Source organism: Pseudomonas acericola (SeqCode) (assembly GCF_053456465.1).
The window spans coordinates 622820-637737 of sequence record NZ_JBRFJB010000004.1; the positions used below are offsets into that span (position 1 = coordinate 622820).

Annotated in this window: 15 protein-coding genes; 10 read left to right on the forward strand and 5 right to left on the reverse strand. The window is 61.3% G+C overall.

Annotated elements, in window-relative coordinates; translation table 11 throughout:
- Window positions 1-68: 68 nt before the first annotated feature.
- The 8 genes from ACU688_RS19130 to fdhA all read left to right on the forward strand — a co-directional run bounded on the left by ACU688_RS19130 (window position 69) and on the right by fdhA (window position 9907).
- Window positions 69-791: a TraX family protein gene (locus ACU688_RS19130; protein ID WP_448185950.1), complete on the forward strand. Its 723-nt coding sequence runs from the start codon at window positions 69-71 to the stop codon at window positions 789-791.
- Window positions 792-1039: 248 nt separating this feature from the next.
- Window positions 1040-2293 (forward strand): serine hydroxymethyltransferase, encoded by a 1254-nt coding sequence (gene glyA, locus ACU688_RS19135; protein ID WP_448185951.1) that lies wholly within the window; start codon window positions 1040-1042, stop codon window positions 2291-2293.
- 22 nt (window positions 2294-2315) lie between these two features.
- On the forward strand, window positions 2316-3566 hold the full coding sequence (locus tag ACU688_RS19140) for a sarcosine oxidase subunit beta (RefSeq protein WP_010207084.1): 1251 nt from the start codon (window positions 2316-2318) through the stop codon (window positions 3564-3566).
- 15 nt (window positions 3567-3581) lie between these two features.
- Window positions 3582-3884 carry a sarcosine oxidase subunit delta gene (locus ACU688_RS19145; protein ID WP_017738445.1) on the forward strand — a complete coding sequence of 101 codons (303 nt, stop codon included), beginning with the start codon at window positions 3582-3584 and terminating at the stop codon, window positions 3882-3884.
- Window positions 3881-6898: a sarcosine oxidase subunit alpha gene (locus tag ACU688_RS19150; protein WP_448185952.1), complete on the forward strand. Its 3018-nt coding sequence runs from the start codon at window positions 3881-3883 to the stop codon at window positions 6896-6898. The genes ACU688_RS19145 and ACU688_RS19150 overlap by 4 nt, the downstream gene beginning before the upstream one ends.
- Before the next feature lie 123 nt (window positions 6899-7021).
- Window positions 7022-7654, forward strand: coding sequence for a sarcosine oxidase subunit gamma (locus tag ACU688_RS19155; protein WP_448185953.1), 633 nt, complete (start codon window positions 7022-7024; stop codon window positions 7652-7654).
- Between the two features lie 10 nt (window positions 7655-7664).
- Window positions 7665-8522, forward strand: coding sequence for a formyltetrahydrofolate deformylase (purU, locus tag ACU688_RS19160; protein WP_016977808.1), 858 nt, complete (start codon window positions 7665-7667; stop codon window positions 8520-8522).
- A gap of 185 nt (window positions 8523-8707) precedes the next feature.
- Complete coding sequence (fdhA, locus tag ACU688_RS19165) at window positions 8708-9907, forward strand: formaldehyde dehydrogenase, glutathione-independent (protein WP_124527186.1); 1200 nt, start codon at window positions 8708-8710, stop codon at window positions 9905-9907.
- Window positions 9908-10063: 156 nt separating this feature from the next.
- On the opposite strand, the gene ACU688_RS19170 is transcribed toward fdhA, so the two are convergent.
- The 4 genes from ACU688_RS19170 to ACU688_RS19185 all read right to left on the reverse strand — a co-directional run bounded on the left by ACU688_RS19170 (window position 10064) and on the right by ACU688_RS19185 (window position 12625).
- Window positions 10064-10549 (reverse strand): hypothetical protein, encoded by a 486-nt coding sequence (locus ACU688_RS19170; RefSeq protein WP_448185954.1) that lies wholly within the window; start codon window positions 10547-10549, stop codon window positions 10064-10066.
- Window positions 10550-10780: 231 nt separating this feature from the next.
- A complete protein-coding gene (locus tag ACU688_RS19175; RefSeq protein WP_448185955.1) occupies window positions 10781-11239 on the reverse strand; it encodes an anti-sigma factor domain-containing protein in 459 nt (152 codons plus the stop codon).
- An 85-nt stretch (window positions 11240-11324) separates the two neighbouring features.
- Window positions 11325-12002, reverse strand: a complete 678-nt coding sequence (locus tag ACU688_RS19180) for an anti-sigma factor (protein WP_448185956.1) — start codon at window positions 12000-12002, stop codon at window positions 11325-11327.
- Entirely contained in the window at window positions 11999-12625 is a 627-nt protein-coding gene (locus tag ACU688_RS19185) for a sigma-70 family RNA polymerase sigma factor (RefSeq protein ID WP_448185957.1), read from the reverse strand. The genes ACU688_RS19180 and ACU688_RS19185 overlap by 4 nt, the downstream gene beginning before the upstream one ends.
- A 151-nt stretch (window positions 12626-12776) precedes the next feature.
- Between ACU688_RS19185 and ACU688_RS19190 the strand changes: the two genes are divergently transcribed.
- Window positions 12777-13349, forward strand: a complete 573-nt coding sequence (locus tag ACU688_RS19190; RefSeq protein ID WP_448185958.1) for a DUF2780 domain-containing protein — start codon at window positions 12777-12779, stop codon at window positions 13347-13349.
- Here the strand turns inward: ACU688_RS19190 and yihG are convergent, their stop codons facing one another.
- A complete protein-coding gene (yihG, locus tag ACU688_RS19195; RefSeq protein WP_448185959.1) occupies window positions 13350-14234 on the reverse strand; it encodes a 1-acylglycerol-3-phosphate O-acyltransferase, YihG family in 885 nt (294 codons plus the stop codon).
- A 174-nt stretch (window positions 14235-14408) separates the two neighbouring features.
- Here yihG and rloA2 point away from each other — a divergent pair, with 174 nt between their 5' ends.
- Complete coding sequence (gene rloA2, locus ACU688_RS19200) at window positions 14409-14909, forward strand: retropepsin-like aspartic peptidase RloA2 (RefSeq protein WP_448185960.1); 501 nt, start codon at window positions 14409-14411, stop codon at window positions 14907-14909.
- The last annotated feature ends 9 nt before the right edge of the window (window positions 14910-14918 follow it).

A 14918-nucleotide genomic window follows, 5' to 3' on the forward strand; every position in this document is an offset into this window, starting at 1 on the left:
TGGTGCGCACTGTAACCAAGATTGTCGGGGGTGCGCACGTACTGTAAATGCAAAGTCGTTGGGGAATTATGCACGGCACTCACACCTTGCCTGTCGGACCTGTCCGAGACGGCGCTTTGGACTCTCTCAAATGGCTGGCGCTGCTGTGCATGGTGCTGGATCACCTGCGGTACGTCGGGTTGAGCCTGGATGGCCTGTATGTACCGGGGCGCCTGGCGTTTCCGTGGTTTTGCCTGGCGATTGCGGCGAACCTGCACCGGGTGCAAAACGCGTCCGTCAGCGGCCGTTATCTGGGCTGGCTGCTGCTGTTCAGTGTGATCAGCGAAGTGCCGTATCGGATGTTTATCGACGATGCCGATACGTTGAACGTGTTGCCGACCTTGGCGCTGGGCCTGCTGGTTGCGCGAGGATGGCAGCAGAAGGCGCTTTTTGATCGAGGATTGGCGCTGGTTGCCGTCGCGATTGCCGGGGTGTTTTCCTCGCAGTTGATGTTCGGTTTTTTCGGCGTATTACTGCCGTTGGCGATGTTGCTGGTGTTCAGCCGTGCCTGGTATTTCAGCGTATTGCCGGGGTTGGTGTGTGTGGCGGCCAATCAATGGCAGGTTTTGCTCAATAGCGACACGCTGGTGGCGAAGTTGGGGCTGGCCGCATGCCTGATTGCGCCATTGGCGGGTTTGTTCTTGTTGCGACATGCCAAATACGTCTCGCCACCGGCCATGCGGCGCTGGGCTTATACCCTTTATCCGCTGCATTTCCTGCTGCTGCTACTCGTCCGCCAGACCATCGCCTAACCCCTGTGGGAGCTGGCTTGCCTGCGATGCAGGCACCTCGGTGTGTCAGTTGCACCGAGGCGACGCCATCGCAGGCAAGCCAGCTCCCACAGAAGTCCTCCCACATTTTTTGGGTGTTGTTTCGGCAATGTCGTAAACGCACCTTTGCGTGGCGTGCGTAGGCATTTGATCTACAAGCGCCAGCCCTACCATCGCATCAAAGGGCCCTGCACCGGGCCTCAACAATACGAAAGGCTGGGAGAGACGCGATGTTCAGCAAACAAGACCAGATCCAGGGATATGACGACGCACTGCTGGCGGCGATGAACGCCGAGGAGCAGCGCCAGGAAGATCATATCGAGCTGATCGCGTCAGAGAACTACACCAGCAAACGTGTGATGGAAGCGCAAGGCAGCGGCCTCACCAACAAATACGCCGAAGGCTACCCGGGCAAGCGCTACTACGGTGGCTGCGAGCATGTGGATAAAGTCGAAGCCCTGGCCATCGAGCGCGCCAAGCAACTGTTCGGCGCCGACTACGCCAACGTGCAACCGCACTCCGGTTCGTCCGCCAACAGCGCCGTGTACCTGGCCCTGATCAACGCCGGTGACACCATCCTCGGCATGAGCCTGGCCCACGGCGGCCACCTGACCCACGGCGCCAAAGTGTCGTCCTCGGGCAAGCTGTACAACGCGGTGCAATACGGCATCAACACCGACACCGGCCTGATCGACTACGACGAAGTCGAGCGCCTGGCGGTCGAGCACAAGCCGAAGATGGTCGTGGCAGGCTTCTCGGCCTACTCCAAGACTCTGGATTTCCCACGCTTCCGCGCCATCGCCGACAAAGTGGGCGCGTTGCTGTTCGTGGACATGGCCCACGTGGCAGGCCTGGTCGCTGCCGGTCTGTACCCGAACCCGCTGCCTTACGCCGATGTGGTCACCACCACCACCCACAAGACCCTGCGCGGTCCACGGGGTGGTTTGATCCTGGCCAAGTCCAACGAAGCAATCGAAAAGAAACTCAACGCTGCCGTGTTCCCCGGTGCCCAGGGCGGCCCGCTGATGCACGTCATCGCCGGCAAGGCCGTGTGCTTCAAGGAAGCGCTGGAGCCGGGCTTCAAGGCGTACCAGCAACAAGTGATCGACAATGCCCAGGCCATGGCCGAGGTGTTCATCAAGCGCGGATATGACGTGTTGTCCGGCGGCACCGATAACCACCTGTTCCTGGTCAGCCTGATCCGTCAGGGCCTCACCGGCAAAGAGGCGGACGCCGCCCTCGGTCGCGCCCACATCACCGTCAACAAGAACGCCGTGCCGAATGACCCACAGTCGCCGTTCGTGACCTCGGGCCTGCGCATCGGCACCCCGGCGGTGACCACGCGTGGTTTCAAAGTGCCGCAGTGCATCGAACTGGCTGGCTGGATCTGCGACATCCTCGACAACCTCGGCGACGCCGATGTCGAGGCCAACGTGGCCAAGCACGTGTCTGCCCTGTGCGCTGATTTCCCGGTTTATCGCTGAGCGCGGTTTTGGAGTAATGACTATGCAACGCTACTCGGGCTTCGGCCTCTTCAAGCACTCCCTCAGCCACCACGAAAACTGGCAGAAGATGTGGCGCACGCCGACCCCTAAGAAGGTCTACGACGTGGTCATCGTCGGCGGCGGCGGGCATGGTCTGGCGACCGCCTACTACCTGGCCAAAGAGCACGGCATCACCAACGTGGCCGTGGTCGAGAAAGGCTGGCTGGGCGGCGGTAACACCGCGCGCAACACCACCATCGTGCGTTCCAACTACCTGTGGGACGAGTCGGCGCACCTGTACGAACACGCGATGAAACTGTGGGAAGGCCTGTCCCAGGACCTGAACTACAACGTGATGTTCTCCCAGCGTGGCGTCTACAACCTGTGCCACACCCTGCAAGACATCCGTGATTCCGAGCGCCGCGTGAGTGCCAACCGCCTCAACGGCGTCGACGGTGAGCTGCTCAACGCCAAGCAGGTTGCGGACGAGATCCCGTACCTGGATTGCTCGAAAAACACCCGCTACCCAGTGCTCGGCGCCACCGTGCAACGGCGCGGCGGCGTGGCCCGTCACGATGCCGTGGCGTGGGGCTTTGCCCGCGCTGCCGACGCCCTCGGCGTGGACTTGATCCAGCAGACCGAAGTGATCGGCTTTCGCAAGGAAAACGGCGTGTGCATCGGCGTGGAAACCAACAAGGGCTTTATCGGCGCCAAGCGCGTCGGTGTAGTCACCGCCGGTAACTCCGGGCATATGGCCTCGCTGGCGGGCTTCCGCCTGCCGATCGAATCCCACCCGCTGCAAGCGTTGGTGTCGGAGCCGATCAAACCGATTATCGACAGCGTGATCATGTCCAACGCCGTACACGGTTACATCAGCCAGTCCGACAAGGGCGACCTGGTGATCGGCGCCGGTATCGACGGCTACAACGGCTACGGCCAGCGCGGTTCGTACCCGGTGATCGAGCACACCATCCAGGCCATCGTCGAGATGTTCCCGGTGCTGTCGCGCGTACGCATGAACCGTCAGTGGGGCGGCATCGTCGACACCACGCCGGATGCATGCCCGATCATCTCCAAGACCCCGGTACCGAACATGTTCTTCAACTGCGGTTGGGGCACCGGTGGCTTCAAGGCCACACCGGGTTCAGGCAACGTGTTTGCCGCCAGCCTGGCCAAGGGTGAGATGCACCCGTTGGCGGCACCTTTCTCCATCGACCGTTTCCACAACGGTGCGTTGATCGACGAACACGGCGCTGCGGCCGTCGCCCACTAACAGGAGAAATTTCCTATGTTGCATATCTTCTGTCCTCACTGTGGCGAACTGCGCTCCGAAGAGGAATTCCACGCGTCCGGCCAAGCGCACATCCCGCGTCCGCTGGACCCGAATACCTGCACCGATGAGCAGTGGGGCGACTACATGTTCTTCCGCGACAACCCGCGCGGCCTGCACCACGAACTGTGGATTCACGCCGCCGGTTGCCGCCAGTACTTCAACGCGACCCGCGACACCCTGACCTACGAAATTCTTGAAACCTACAAGATCGGTGAGAAGCCACAATTCACCGCCAAGGCCTCTGGAGAGAAGGTATGAGCCAGACCAATCGCCTGTCCAACGGTGGCCGGATCGACCGTAACAAAGTCCTGACGTTTACCTTCAACGGCCAGACCTACAAGGGCTTTGAAGGCGACACCCTCGCCGCAGCCCTGCTGGCCAACGGCGTCGATATCATCGGCCGCAGCTTCAAGTATTCGCGTCCCCGCGGCATCTTTGCCGCCGGCGCCGAAGAGCCGAACGCGGTGTTGCAGATCGGCGCCACCGAAGCCACCCAGATCCCCAACGTGCGCGCCACGCAACAGGCGCTGTACCAAGGCCTGGTCGCCACCAGCACCAACGGCTGGCCGAACGTCAACACCGACGTGATGGGCATTCTTGGCAAGGTCGGCGGCAAGCTGATGCCGCCGGGTTTCTACTACAAAACCTTCATGTACCCGCAATCGTTCTGGATGACGTACGAGAAGTACATCCGCAAGGCCGCGGGCCTTGGCCGCTCGCCGACCGAGAACGACCCGGACACCTACGACAACTTCAACCGTCACTGCGACGTGCTGGTGGTCGGCGCAGGCCCTGCCGGTCTCGCTGCCGCATTGGCTGCCGCCCGCAGCGGTGCCCGCGTGATCATCGCCGACGAGCAGGAAGAGTTCGGCGGCTCGCTGCTGGATTCCCGTGAAAGCCTCGACGGCAAGCCAGCCGCTGAATGGGTTGCCAGCGTTATCGCTGAATTGAAAGCCCTGCCGGACGTGGTGCTGCTGCCCCGCGCCACCGTCAACGGCTACCACGACCATAACTTCCTGACCATCCACGAACGCCTCACCGACCACCTCGGTGACCGTGCGCCGATTGGTGTGGTGCGCCAGCGTATCCACCGTGTGCGCGCCAAGCGCGTCGTGCTGGCGACCGGTGCGTGCGAGCGTCCACTGGTGTATGGCAACAACGACGTGCCGGGCAACATGCTCGCCGGTGCGGTTTCGACCTACGTGCGTCGCTACGGCGTGGCACCGGGCAAGAAGCTGGTGCTGTCGACCAACAACGACCACGCCTACCGCGTTGCGCTGGATTGGTTGGATGCCGGCCTGCAAGTGGTCGCCGTGGCCGATGTGCGCCACAACCCTCGCGGTGCACTGGTTGAAGAAGCCCGTGCCAAAGGTATTCGCATCCTCACCGGCAGCGCCGTGGTCGAAGCCCGTGGCACCAAGCGCGTGACCGCTGCGCGCGTTGCTGCGATTGACGTCAAGGCCCACAAAGTCACCAGCCCCGGCGAGTGGCTGGACTGCGACCTGGTGGCCAGTTCCGGCGGCTACAGCCCGGTGGTCCACTTGGCTTCGCACCTGGGCGGCAAGCCGACCTGGCGTGAAGACATCCTCGGTTTTGTACCGGGCGAAGCACCGCAGAAACGTGTGTGCGTGGGCGGCATCAATGGCGTCTACGGCCTCGGCGATTCCCTGGCCGATGGTTTTGAAGGCGGCGTGCGCGCAGCCAGTGAAGCCGGTTTTGCGCCGGTGGAAGGTACGCTGCCAAAGGCCCTGAGCCGTCTGGAAGAACCGACGCTGGCGATCTACCAAGTGCCGCACGACAAGCCAACCGCACGGGCACCGAAGCAATTTGTCGACCTGCAAAACGACGTGACCGCCGCCGCCATCGAACTGGCGACCCGCGAAGGTTTCGAGTCGGTCGAGCACGTCAAGCGCTACACCGCGCTGGGCTTCGGCACCGACCAGGGCAAGCTGGGCAACGTCAACGGCCTGGCGATTGCCGCCCGTTCGTTGAACGTGACCATCCCACAGATGGGCACCACCATGTTCCGCCCGAACTACACGCCGGTAACCTTCGGCGCCGTAGCCGGTCGTCACTGTGGGCACATCTTCGAACCCGTCCGCTACACCGCGCTGCAAGCGTGGCACGTGAAGAACGGCGCCGAGTTTGAAGACGTCGGCCAGTGGAAACGCCCGTGGTACTTCCCGCGCAACGGTGAAGACCTGCACGCTGCGGTGAAACGCGAATGCCTGGCCGTGCGCGACAGCGTTGGCCTGCTGGATGCGTCCACCCTGGGCAAGATCGACATCCAGGGCCCGGATGCCCGCGAGTTCCTCAACCGCATCTACACCAACGCCTGGACAAAACTCGACGTGGGCAAGGCGCGCTACGGCCTGATGTGCAAGGAAGACGGCATGGTCTTCGACGACGGCGTCACCGCCTGCCTCGCCGACAACCACTTCCTGATGACCACCACCACCGGCGGCGCGGCCCGCGTACTCCAGTGGCTGGAAATCTACCAACAGACCGAGTGGCCAGACCTCAAGGTGTACTTCACCTCGGTCACCGACCACTGGGCCACCATGACCCTGTCCGGCCCCAACAGCCGCAAGCTGCTGGCCGAAGTCACCGACATCGACCTGGACAAGGACGGCTTCCCGTTCATGACCTGGAAAGAAGGCTTGGTGGGCGGCGTACCGGCGCGGGTGTTCCGTATTTCGTTTACCGGTGAGCTGTCGTACGAAGTCAACGTGCAAGCCGACTACGCCATGGGCGTGCTGGAAAAAATCGTCGACGCTGGCAAGAAGTACAACCTGACCCCGTACGGCACCGAAACCATGCACGTGCTGCGGGCCGAGAAGGGCTTCATCATCGTCGGCCAGGATACTGACGGCTCGATGACCCCGGACGATCTGAACATGGGCTGGTGCGTGGGACGCACCAAACCGTTCTCGTGGATCGGCTGGCGCGGCATGAACCGTGAAGACTGCGTGCGTGAAGAGCGCAAGCAACTGGTGGGCTTGAAGCCGGTAGACCCGAAAGTGTGGCTGCCGGAAGGCGCGCAGTTGGTGTTCGATCCGAAGCAGTCGATCCCGATGAAGATGGTCGGTCACGTGACCTCAAGTTATGCCCACAACTCCCTCGGCTATTCGTTCGCGATGGGTGTGGTGAAGGGCGGCTTGAAGCGCATTGGCGAGCGGGTGTTTTCGCCGCAGGCGGATGGCAGCGTGATCGAGGCGGAGATTGTGTCTTCGGTGTTCTTTGACCCGAAAGGCGATCGCCAGAACATCTGATGGACCGAGTCGCCTGCATCGCAGGCAAGCCAGCTCCCACACTGGAATGTATTCCCCTGTGGGAGCCGGGCTTGCCCGCGATGAGGCCAGAACAGACACCACAGCATTCAAAACAGGTGCTTTATGACAGCAGCCAATGTTTACCAACAACGCCCAACCACCGGGGCCAAGGCCGAGTCGTCGCTGCACCATGCCGACCTCGCTAGCCTGGTCGGCAAGGGCCGCAAGAACGCCGGCGTGAGCGTGCGCGAAAAGAAACTCCTGGGCCACCTGACCATCCGTGGCGATGGCCATGACGCCGCTTTCGCCGCCGGCGTGCACAAGGCCCTGGGTATCGAACTGCCAAGCGCCTTGACCGTGATCGTCAAAGGCGAAACCAGCCTGCAATGGCTCGGCCCGGATGAGTGGTTGCTCATCGTGCCAAGCGGTGACGAGTTCGCCGCCGAGAAAAACCTGCGTGACGCCCTGGGTGAGCTGCATATCCAGATCGTCAACGTCAGCGGCGGCCAGCAGATTCTTGAGCTGAGCGGGCCGAACGTGCGCGATGTGCTGATGAAGTCCACCAGCTACGACGTGCACCCCGACAACTTCCCGGTGGGCAAGGCGGTGGGCACGGTGTTCGCCAAGTCGCAACTGGTGATCCGCCACACGGCCGAAGACACCTGGGAACTGCTGATTCGCCGCAGCTTCTCGGATTACTGGTGGTTGTGGTTGCAGGACGCCTCTGCGGAATTCGGCCTCAACGTCCAAGCCTGAGGAAAGCCCCATGAGCCGCGCACCCGATACATGGATTTTGACCGCCGACTGCCCCAGCGTGCTCGGCACGGTGGACGCGGTCACCCGCTACCTGTTCGAGCAGGGTTGCTACGTCACTGAGCACCACTCGTTTGATGATCGGCTTTCGGGCCGGTTCTTCATCCGCGTGGAGTTCCGCCAGCCAGACGGTTTTGACGAACAAGGTTTCCGCGACGGCCTGGCCACGCGCGGTGAAGCCTTCGGCATGATCTTCGAACTGACGGCACCGAACTACCGGCCAAAAGTGGTGATCATGGTCTCCAAGGCCGATCACTGCCTCAACGACCTGTTGTACCGCCAGCGCATCGGCCAACTGTCGATGGACGTGGTCGCGGTGGTATCCAACCACCCCGATCTGAAGCCGTTGGCCGACTGGCACCAGATTCCCTACTACCATTTCCCCCTCGACCCCAACGACAAGCCTTCACAGGAGCGTCAGGTGTGGCAGGTGGTGGAAGACACCGGCGCCGAACTGGTGATCCTTGCGCGCTACATGCAAGTGCTGTCGCCGGAGCTGTGCCGCAAACTTGATGGAAAGGCCATCAACATTCACCACTCGTTGTTGCCCGGGTTCAAGGGCGCGAAGCCTTATCATCAGGCGTACAACAAGGGCGTGAAATTGGTCGGCGCGACGGCGCATTACATCAACAACGACCTGGATGAAGGCCCGATCATCGCCCAGGGCGTGGAGGTGGTGGATCACAGCCACTATCCCGAGGATTTGATTGCCAAGGGGCGCGATATTGAAGGGCTGACGTTGGCACGGGCCGTTGGGTATCACATTGAGCGGCGGGTGTTTTTGAACGCCAATCGCACGGTCGTTCTTTAGATCGCCATCGCGGGCAAGCCCGCTCCCACATTTTTGGCCGTGTGAACCCGATCAAATGTGGGAGCTGGCTTGCCTGCGATGAGGCCCTGACAAACAACGCAAAAACAGCATCTGTACCCGAGCATTTAACGCGCTGCCCACCCAAGGGCAACGCAGTTCCATAAAAACAACAGCGAGGTGAAAGCATGTCTGGTAATCGTGGTGTCGTGTATCTCGGCAACGGCAAGGTCGAAGTACAGAAAATCGACTATCCCAAAATGCAGGACCCCCGTGGCAGGAAGATTGAGCACGGCGTCATCCTGCGCGTGGTCTCCACCAATATCTGCGGCTCTGACCAACACATGGTGCGCGGCCGCACGACTGCCCAGGTCGGCCTGGTGCTCGGTCACGAGATCACCGGTGAAGTGATCGAAATGGGTAGCGGCGTCGAAAACCTGAAAATTGGCGACCTGGTCTCGGTACCGTTCAACGTTGCCTGCGGTCTGTGCCGCTCCTGCAAAGAACAACACACCGGCGTGTGCCTGAGCGTCAACCCAGCCCGCCCGGGCGGTGCCTACGGCTACGTCGACATGGGCGACTGGACCGGTGGCCAGGCCGAGTACGTGCTGGTGCCGTACGCCGACTTCAACCTGCTGAAACTGCCAGACCGCGACAAGGCCATGGAAAAAATCCGTGACCTGACGTGCCTCTCCGACATTCTCCCAACGGGCTACCACGGCGCCGTGACTGCCGGCGTTGGCCCAGGCAGCACCGTGTACATCGCCGGTGCCGGCCCGGTCGGCCTGGCCGCTGCCGCCTCAGCCCGCCTGCTCGGTGCGGCCGTGGTGATCATCGGTGACGTCAACCCGATCCGCCTGGCGCATGCCAAGGCCCAGGGTTTCGAGATTGCCGACCTGTCCACCGACACCCCGTTGCACGAGCAGATCGCTGCGCTGCTGGGCGAGCCGGAAGTGGACTGCGCGGTGGACTGCGTGGGCTTCGAAGCACGCGGTCACGGGCATGACGGCGTCAAGGCCGAAGCGCCGGCCACCGTGCTCAACTCGCTGATGGGCGTGGTGCGCGTGGCGGGCAAGATTGGTATTCCTGGGCTGTACGTCACCGAAGATCCGGGTGCCGTGGATGCCGCCGCGAAGATGGGCAGCCTGAGCATTCGCTTTGGTCTGGGCTGGGCCAAATCCCACAGCTTCCACACCGGCCAGACGCCGGTGATGAAGTACAACCGCCAGCTGATGCAGGCGATCATGTGGGATCGCATCAACATCGCTGACATTGTTGGCGTGGAGGTGATCAGCCTGGATCAAGCGCCAAAAGGCTACGGCGAGTTTGATGCGGGTGTGCCGAAGAAGTTTGTGATTGATCCACATAAGTTGTTCAGTGCGGCGTAAAGCATTGCGCAAAAAATGGCGGCCCTGGAGGTCGCCATTTTTTTATTTGAGAGTTGTCAGCCTCAGATAGGGATCTGCCTTCCTTGGCGGTGTAAGTCTGCAAGCGTTGGCTGATGGCTTTCAGCAAATTGCACTCTTCATCGCAATCCGCTTTTTCTATTGAAAGGTGCAATTGGAGGGGGCTGAGCTTACGCAGTCCCACGCGGTGATATCGGCGTCTGTTGCGTCACTGGCTAACTTGGTTTTAGCTCTGACTTCATTGTCAAAGGCAGTAGTGGTCACGTTTGCCCAGTTACCAATCTGGGTTTTGATGGACGTATTGGGTTTGGAGATCAACGTGACGTATTCATTATTTGAATCCACGTAGCGGCAAATAGCGGCCCAATCTTTCTTTTTCGTCGCGTCTGTTTCATCGTTTTCTTTTTGAATACGCACCGACTGGAACGTGAGCGTAGCCAGATCAACGTCTGCGGAGGTCGTGCTGAGCACCCATTGCGATCCACTTATGCCACTGGCACCACTCACAGCAAATGAACCGCCCGTCCCGGTGATTTTAGATACATCCGGACAGTCGTCCGCATAGGCGGTGCCGGCTAGTGATGCGAAAAGAAAAAGTGCGAAAAATGATACTTTGGTCTGCATGTTGTAGTGCTCCACTCTATTATTTGAGTGGGTATGATCTGCACTCCGCATTCGGCTTTCTACTGTCAACATTGACAGTTTTTATAGTGATTACAGAACGTGCCAATTCTCTTCTTTCATAAGTAATGATGTACGGAGGAGGTAGGGCGGGGCGACGGTCATACATAACGGTTACATCGGTAAAAAACGCGCAAGCGTCTCGTTATGCTGCCCTAGACCTGCTTTGCCTCCTCAGCGAACTGCCAGCGCGCCCTGATAAACCGTCGGCCCCGTCGGCTGCTTGCTCACCGATCCACCTTTGGTTTCCGAACTCACCATCAGCGCCACAGGCTTCTTGATGGACTCCTGCTGACGCGGGTTCAGCCCGATGATGCCTTTGCCATCTTCTGGCAACAGGCCAAGGGATACCGGCACGCCGTCCTCGGGGATCGCCCACAGTTCCAGGCTCTGGCCTGGCGCGACGGCGGTGGCGGCGATCGATTGCACTTCCAGGTAGTCCTTGTGGGCCATGATCTGCGCCGCAGGTTGCTGGGCCGTGGTCACCAGGGTGGCGGCGGATTTGACCGAGTCCTGGGTGTACAGGGCGCCGCCGACACCGGCGAGTACCACCAGGCAAACACCCACGAAAAGACGCGGGCGGGTCCAGAACGAGGGCTTGTACTCAGGCACTTGGGGGGCGATCGTAGTCATAGGTCTCTTCCTGACAAATTTTGTAGTTAGTTCATGGACCTTGCGCGCGGCGATGGGTTCCTGAGCCCATCAGCCGTGATCTTCGTTAAAGTGATGCCAATTGGCCTTGATATAGCACGGGGCCGGTAGGTTGGCCGGTCGGTGAACCGCCGCGTGGTTCCAGGCTGACGGCCAGGGTCAGCGGCTTGATAAGCAACGCCTGCTGCGCCGCGCTCAGCGCAATCCGACCTTTTCCGCCAGCAGGCACCAGGCCCAGGGATATGGGTTTACCGCCGCTCTGAACGGCCCACAGCTCCAAGTCCCGCGCCGGCTCCACAGCGGCCAACGCCAGCGCTTCGATTTGCAGATGATCGCCCACCGCCTGCACCCGCAACGCCGGCTGCTGGCTGGCGTTGAGCAGGGTGGCGTTGTAAGTCACGCCGGGATCGCGCGGGTACAACACGCCCACCAATAGCGCTACGCCCACTGCGCAGGCGGCCGCCAGCAGGCGCATATTGCGCCACACCGGTTTCTTCACTGGCAGGTGCAGCACCTGCGGCTCGATGCGCGCCTGGATGCCGGCCCATACGTGGTCCGGCACCGGGTGTTCAGGCAGCGTGCCGGTCAGGCTGGCGAGGGCGTCCTGCCAGTGGCCGAGTTCGACGCGCAGCGCCGCATCGTCCAGCAGCAGGCGGTCAAAACGCCGACGGGCGGTAGCCGGCATCAGCCCAATGGCATAGTCGGCGGCGAGTGCGCGGCGCAGGGCGGTGGTTTGGTAGTTCATGATTCAAGGCACCTGCGCAGGCGCTCCATGCCACGACGAATCCAGGATTTCACCGAGCCCAACGGTGCCGCCATGTGTTCGGCCAGCTCCGCGCACGACAGGCCCTTGAAGTACGCGACGCTGATCGATTGGCGCTGCACAGCGTCAAGGCTATCGAGGCAGCGGTTCAGCGCATGGGCGTCACGTTCGCGGTCGAGTTGTTCGTGGGCGCTGGGGCGGTCGTCGAGCATGGCATCCTGTTGGCCATCGGCCAGGGGTTGCTCGTGGCGTTTGCGCAATTGGTCGATGGCCAGGTTGCGGGTGATGTTGACCATCCACGTCATCGGCGCCGCCAGGTGGGCCTCGTAGCGCGAGGCGTTGTACCAGATGCGCACGAAGGCTTCCTGCAGCACCTCTTCAGCCAAGTCCGGGCGCCCCATGAAACGCAAGGCAACACCGTGCAGACGCGGTGAAACGCTGCGGTACAGGGTTTCGAATGCCTGGCGGTTGCCCAAGGCACATTGGGCCAGTAAAGGCCGCAACGGGTCAGCATCGTTGATGGAAATAGGGCTTCTCCAAGCACTCGGACGAGGGCGACGGAACTGCGCACGGTAGGCAGAGGGTAGTTCAGCTCTTGCATTCATTCCATCCGACTCCGGGCGGTGCATACCCGATATACGCAGGGGCAGGCCATTCGGATGCAGCTTTTTCTGAACTAATCTTGAAGTGGGAACATTCCTCCGGGAGTGTCAGTCAAACGCCTGCTTTTAGCTCCTACATCCAGAGGTTGTTTCAATGAAGATTTCACGCGGTTTCGCCCTTTCCTGCCTGATGACCGTGGCCGCCAGCCCGGTATTTGCCGCAGGTTTCAGCCTCGGCGATGTGGCCAACGCCGTTTCCGGTGCCCAGGGCGGCAACAATAAGGCGGCTGCCGCAGCGCCGAGCTCCCAGACCGCTGGCCTGCTGAGCGCACTGACCTCGCAGCTGAATGTCACCCCTGAGCAAGCCGTCGGCGGCACCGGCGCGATGCTGGGCCTGGCCAAGAACCAATTGAGCGGCAGCGACTATTCGCAATTGGGCAAGAGCGTGCCGGGTCTGGATCAACTGTCGGGCAACAACGCCCTGGGCAGCCTCGGGGCCTTGAGCGGGATGCTCGGCCAAGCGGGCGGCAGCAAGACCAGCGGCCTGGACGGCCTGCTGGGTAACGTGAAAAGCACCAATGACCTGAACACCGCATTCAGCGCCCTGGGTATGGACAGCGGCATGATCGGCCAGTTTGCGCCGGTGATCCTGCAATACCTGGGTGGCCAGGGTGCCAGCGAGTCGGTGCTGGGCAAGCTGGCACAGGCGTGGGGTACCGGTAGCTGATTACTGCTCGGCGCGCAGGTGTTCGATGCGCGCATCCTTCTCCTTCCAGAGCTGGTTCACCCAGTTCTGGACGGTCTGGCGAAACGCTGGATCGTTCTCGTAATCCCCTTGCCACAACGCCGGGTCCAGCTCGCGGGTGCGGATATCAATGATCACCTTCGGCACCGCGCCGCTGATCAAGTCCCAGAACCCCGGGATCTTCGCCTGTGGATAAACCACGGTGACGTCGAGGATCGCATCCAACTGTTCACCCATCGCCGCCAGCACAAACGCCACGCCGCCCGCCTTAGGTTTGAGCAAGCGTGTGAAGGGTGATGCTTGCTGCGCGCGCTTGGCCTCGGTGAACCGCGTCCCTTCCAGATAATTGACCACCGTCACTGGCTGGCGCTTGAACAGCTCGCACGCCTGCTTGGTTATCTGCAAATCCTGCCCCGCCAGCTCCGGGTGCTTGGCCAGGAACGCCTTGCTGTAGCGCTTCATGAACGGGTAATCCAGCGCCCACCACGCGAGTCCCAGGAAGGGTACCCAGATCAGTTCCTTTTTCAGGAAGAACTTGAAGAACGGCGTACGCCGGTTGAGGGCCTGGATCAGCGCCGGGATATCCACCCAGGATTGATGGTTGCTGATGACCAGGTAGGAGGTGTCGGTGCGCAAGTCGCCGCCACCGCGAATGTCCCATTGGGTGGGGATGCACAACGCGAAGATCAGCTTGTCGATCTCGGCCCAGGTTTCGGCGATCCACATCACCGCCCAGGACATGTAGTCGCGGGAGCGGCCGGGGGCGACCAGCTTGAGTAGGGCAAACACCATCAACGGACCGATCAGGACCAGGGTGTTGAGCAACAGCAGCAGGGTGACAAAACAGCCGGTGAGCAGGCGGCGCATAAGCAACTCTTGGATTCTTGTGGGCGGGCCATGATAAGCAAGGTGAGTCTAGAGGCCAAATCGCAAAGCGCCGGACGAATGTTTCACAATGCGGCCAGTATGGTTGACGCGAGCTAACTAACCCGCGCTTTTGCGGTCTAGAATCCGCCTACTTCTTTCCGAGGACATCCCTTCGTGAAACTGTTACTTGCTGCGTTCGCCCTGGTTGCCGTGCCGGTCATGGCCGCCGAACCGACCCTCTACGGTCGCTACGAATACATCCAATTGCCGGAGATCGGCGAAACCTTCAAGGCCAAGATGGACACCGGTGCCCTGACGGCCTCGCTCTCTGCGCGCAACATCGAAACCTTCCAGCGTGACGGCGACGACTGGGTACGCTTCCGCCTCGGCGGCAAGGACGCATCCGATAAGGTCTACGAGCACAAAGTCTCGCGCATCAGCAAGATCAAGAGCCGCGCCGACGAGGACGACGACAAGGACGAAGCCAGCGTGGCCAAGCGCCCGGTGATCGACCTGGAAATGTGCCTGGGCAACGTCAAGCGCACCGTCGAGGTCAACCTCACCGACCGCAGCAGCTTCAACTACCCGCTGTTGATCGGCGCCAAGGCCCTGCGTGAATTTGGCGCAGCGGTGAACCCGGCGCGTCGTTACACTGCGGACAAACCGGACTGCTGACAGAGCCCC

Coding starts and splice junctions, on each gene's coding strand:
- ACU688_RS19130 (WP_448185950.1), top strand. CDS start 69: ATGCACGGCACTCACACCTTGCCTGTCGGACCTGTCCGAGACGGCGCT.
- glyA (WP_448185951.1), top strand. CDS start 1,040: ATGTTCAGCAAACAAGACCAGATCCAGGGATATGACGACGCACTGCTG.
- ACU688_RS19140 (WP_010207084.1), top strand. CDS start 2,316: ATGCAACGCTACTCGGGCTTCGGCCTCTTCAAGCACTCCCTCAGCCAC.
- ACU688_RS19145 (WP_017738445.1), top strand. CDS start 3,582: ATGTTGCATATCTTCTGTCCTCACTGTGGCGAACTGCGCTCCGAAGAG.
- ACU688_RS19150 (WP_448185952.1), top strand. CDS start 3,881: ATGAGCCAGACCAATCGCCTGTCCAACGGTGGCCGGATCGACCGTAAC.
- ACU688_RS19155 (WP_448185953.1), top strand. CDS start 7,022: ATGACAGCAGCCAATGTTTACCAACAACGCCCAACCACCGGGGCCAAG.
- purU (WP_016977808.1), top strand. CDS start 7,665: ATGAGCCGCGCACCCGATACATGGATTTTGACCGCCGACTGCCCCAGC.
- fdhA (WP_124527186.1), top strand. CDS start 8,708: ATGTCTGGTAATCGTGGTGTCGTGTATCTCGGCAACGGCAAGGTCGAA.
- ACU688_RS19170 (WP_448185954.1), bottom strand. CDS start 10,549: ATGCAGACCAAAGTATCATTTTTCGCACTTTTTCTTTTCGCATCACTA.
- ACU688_RS19175 (WP_448185955.1), bottom strand. CDS start 11,239: ATGACTACGATCGCCCCCCAAGTGCCTGAGTACAAGCCCTCGTTCTGG.
- ACU688_RS19180 (WP_448185956.1), bottom strand. CDS start 12,002: ATGAACTACCAAACCACCGCCCTGCGCCGCGCACTCGCCGCCGACTAT.
- ACU688_RS19185 (WP_448185957.1), bottom strand. CDS start 12,625: ATGAATGCAAGAGCTGAACTACCCTCTGCCTACCGTGCGCAGTTCCGT.
- ACU688_RS19190 (WP_448185958.1), top strand. CDS start 12,777: ATGAAGATTTCACGCGGTTTCGCCCTTTCCTGCCTGATGACCGTGGCC.
- yihG (WP_448185959.1), bottom strand. CDS start 14,234: ATGCGCCGCCTGCTCACCGGCTGTTTTGTCACCCTGCTGCTGTTGCTC.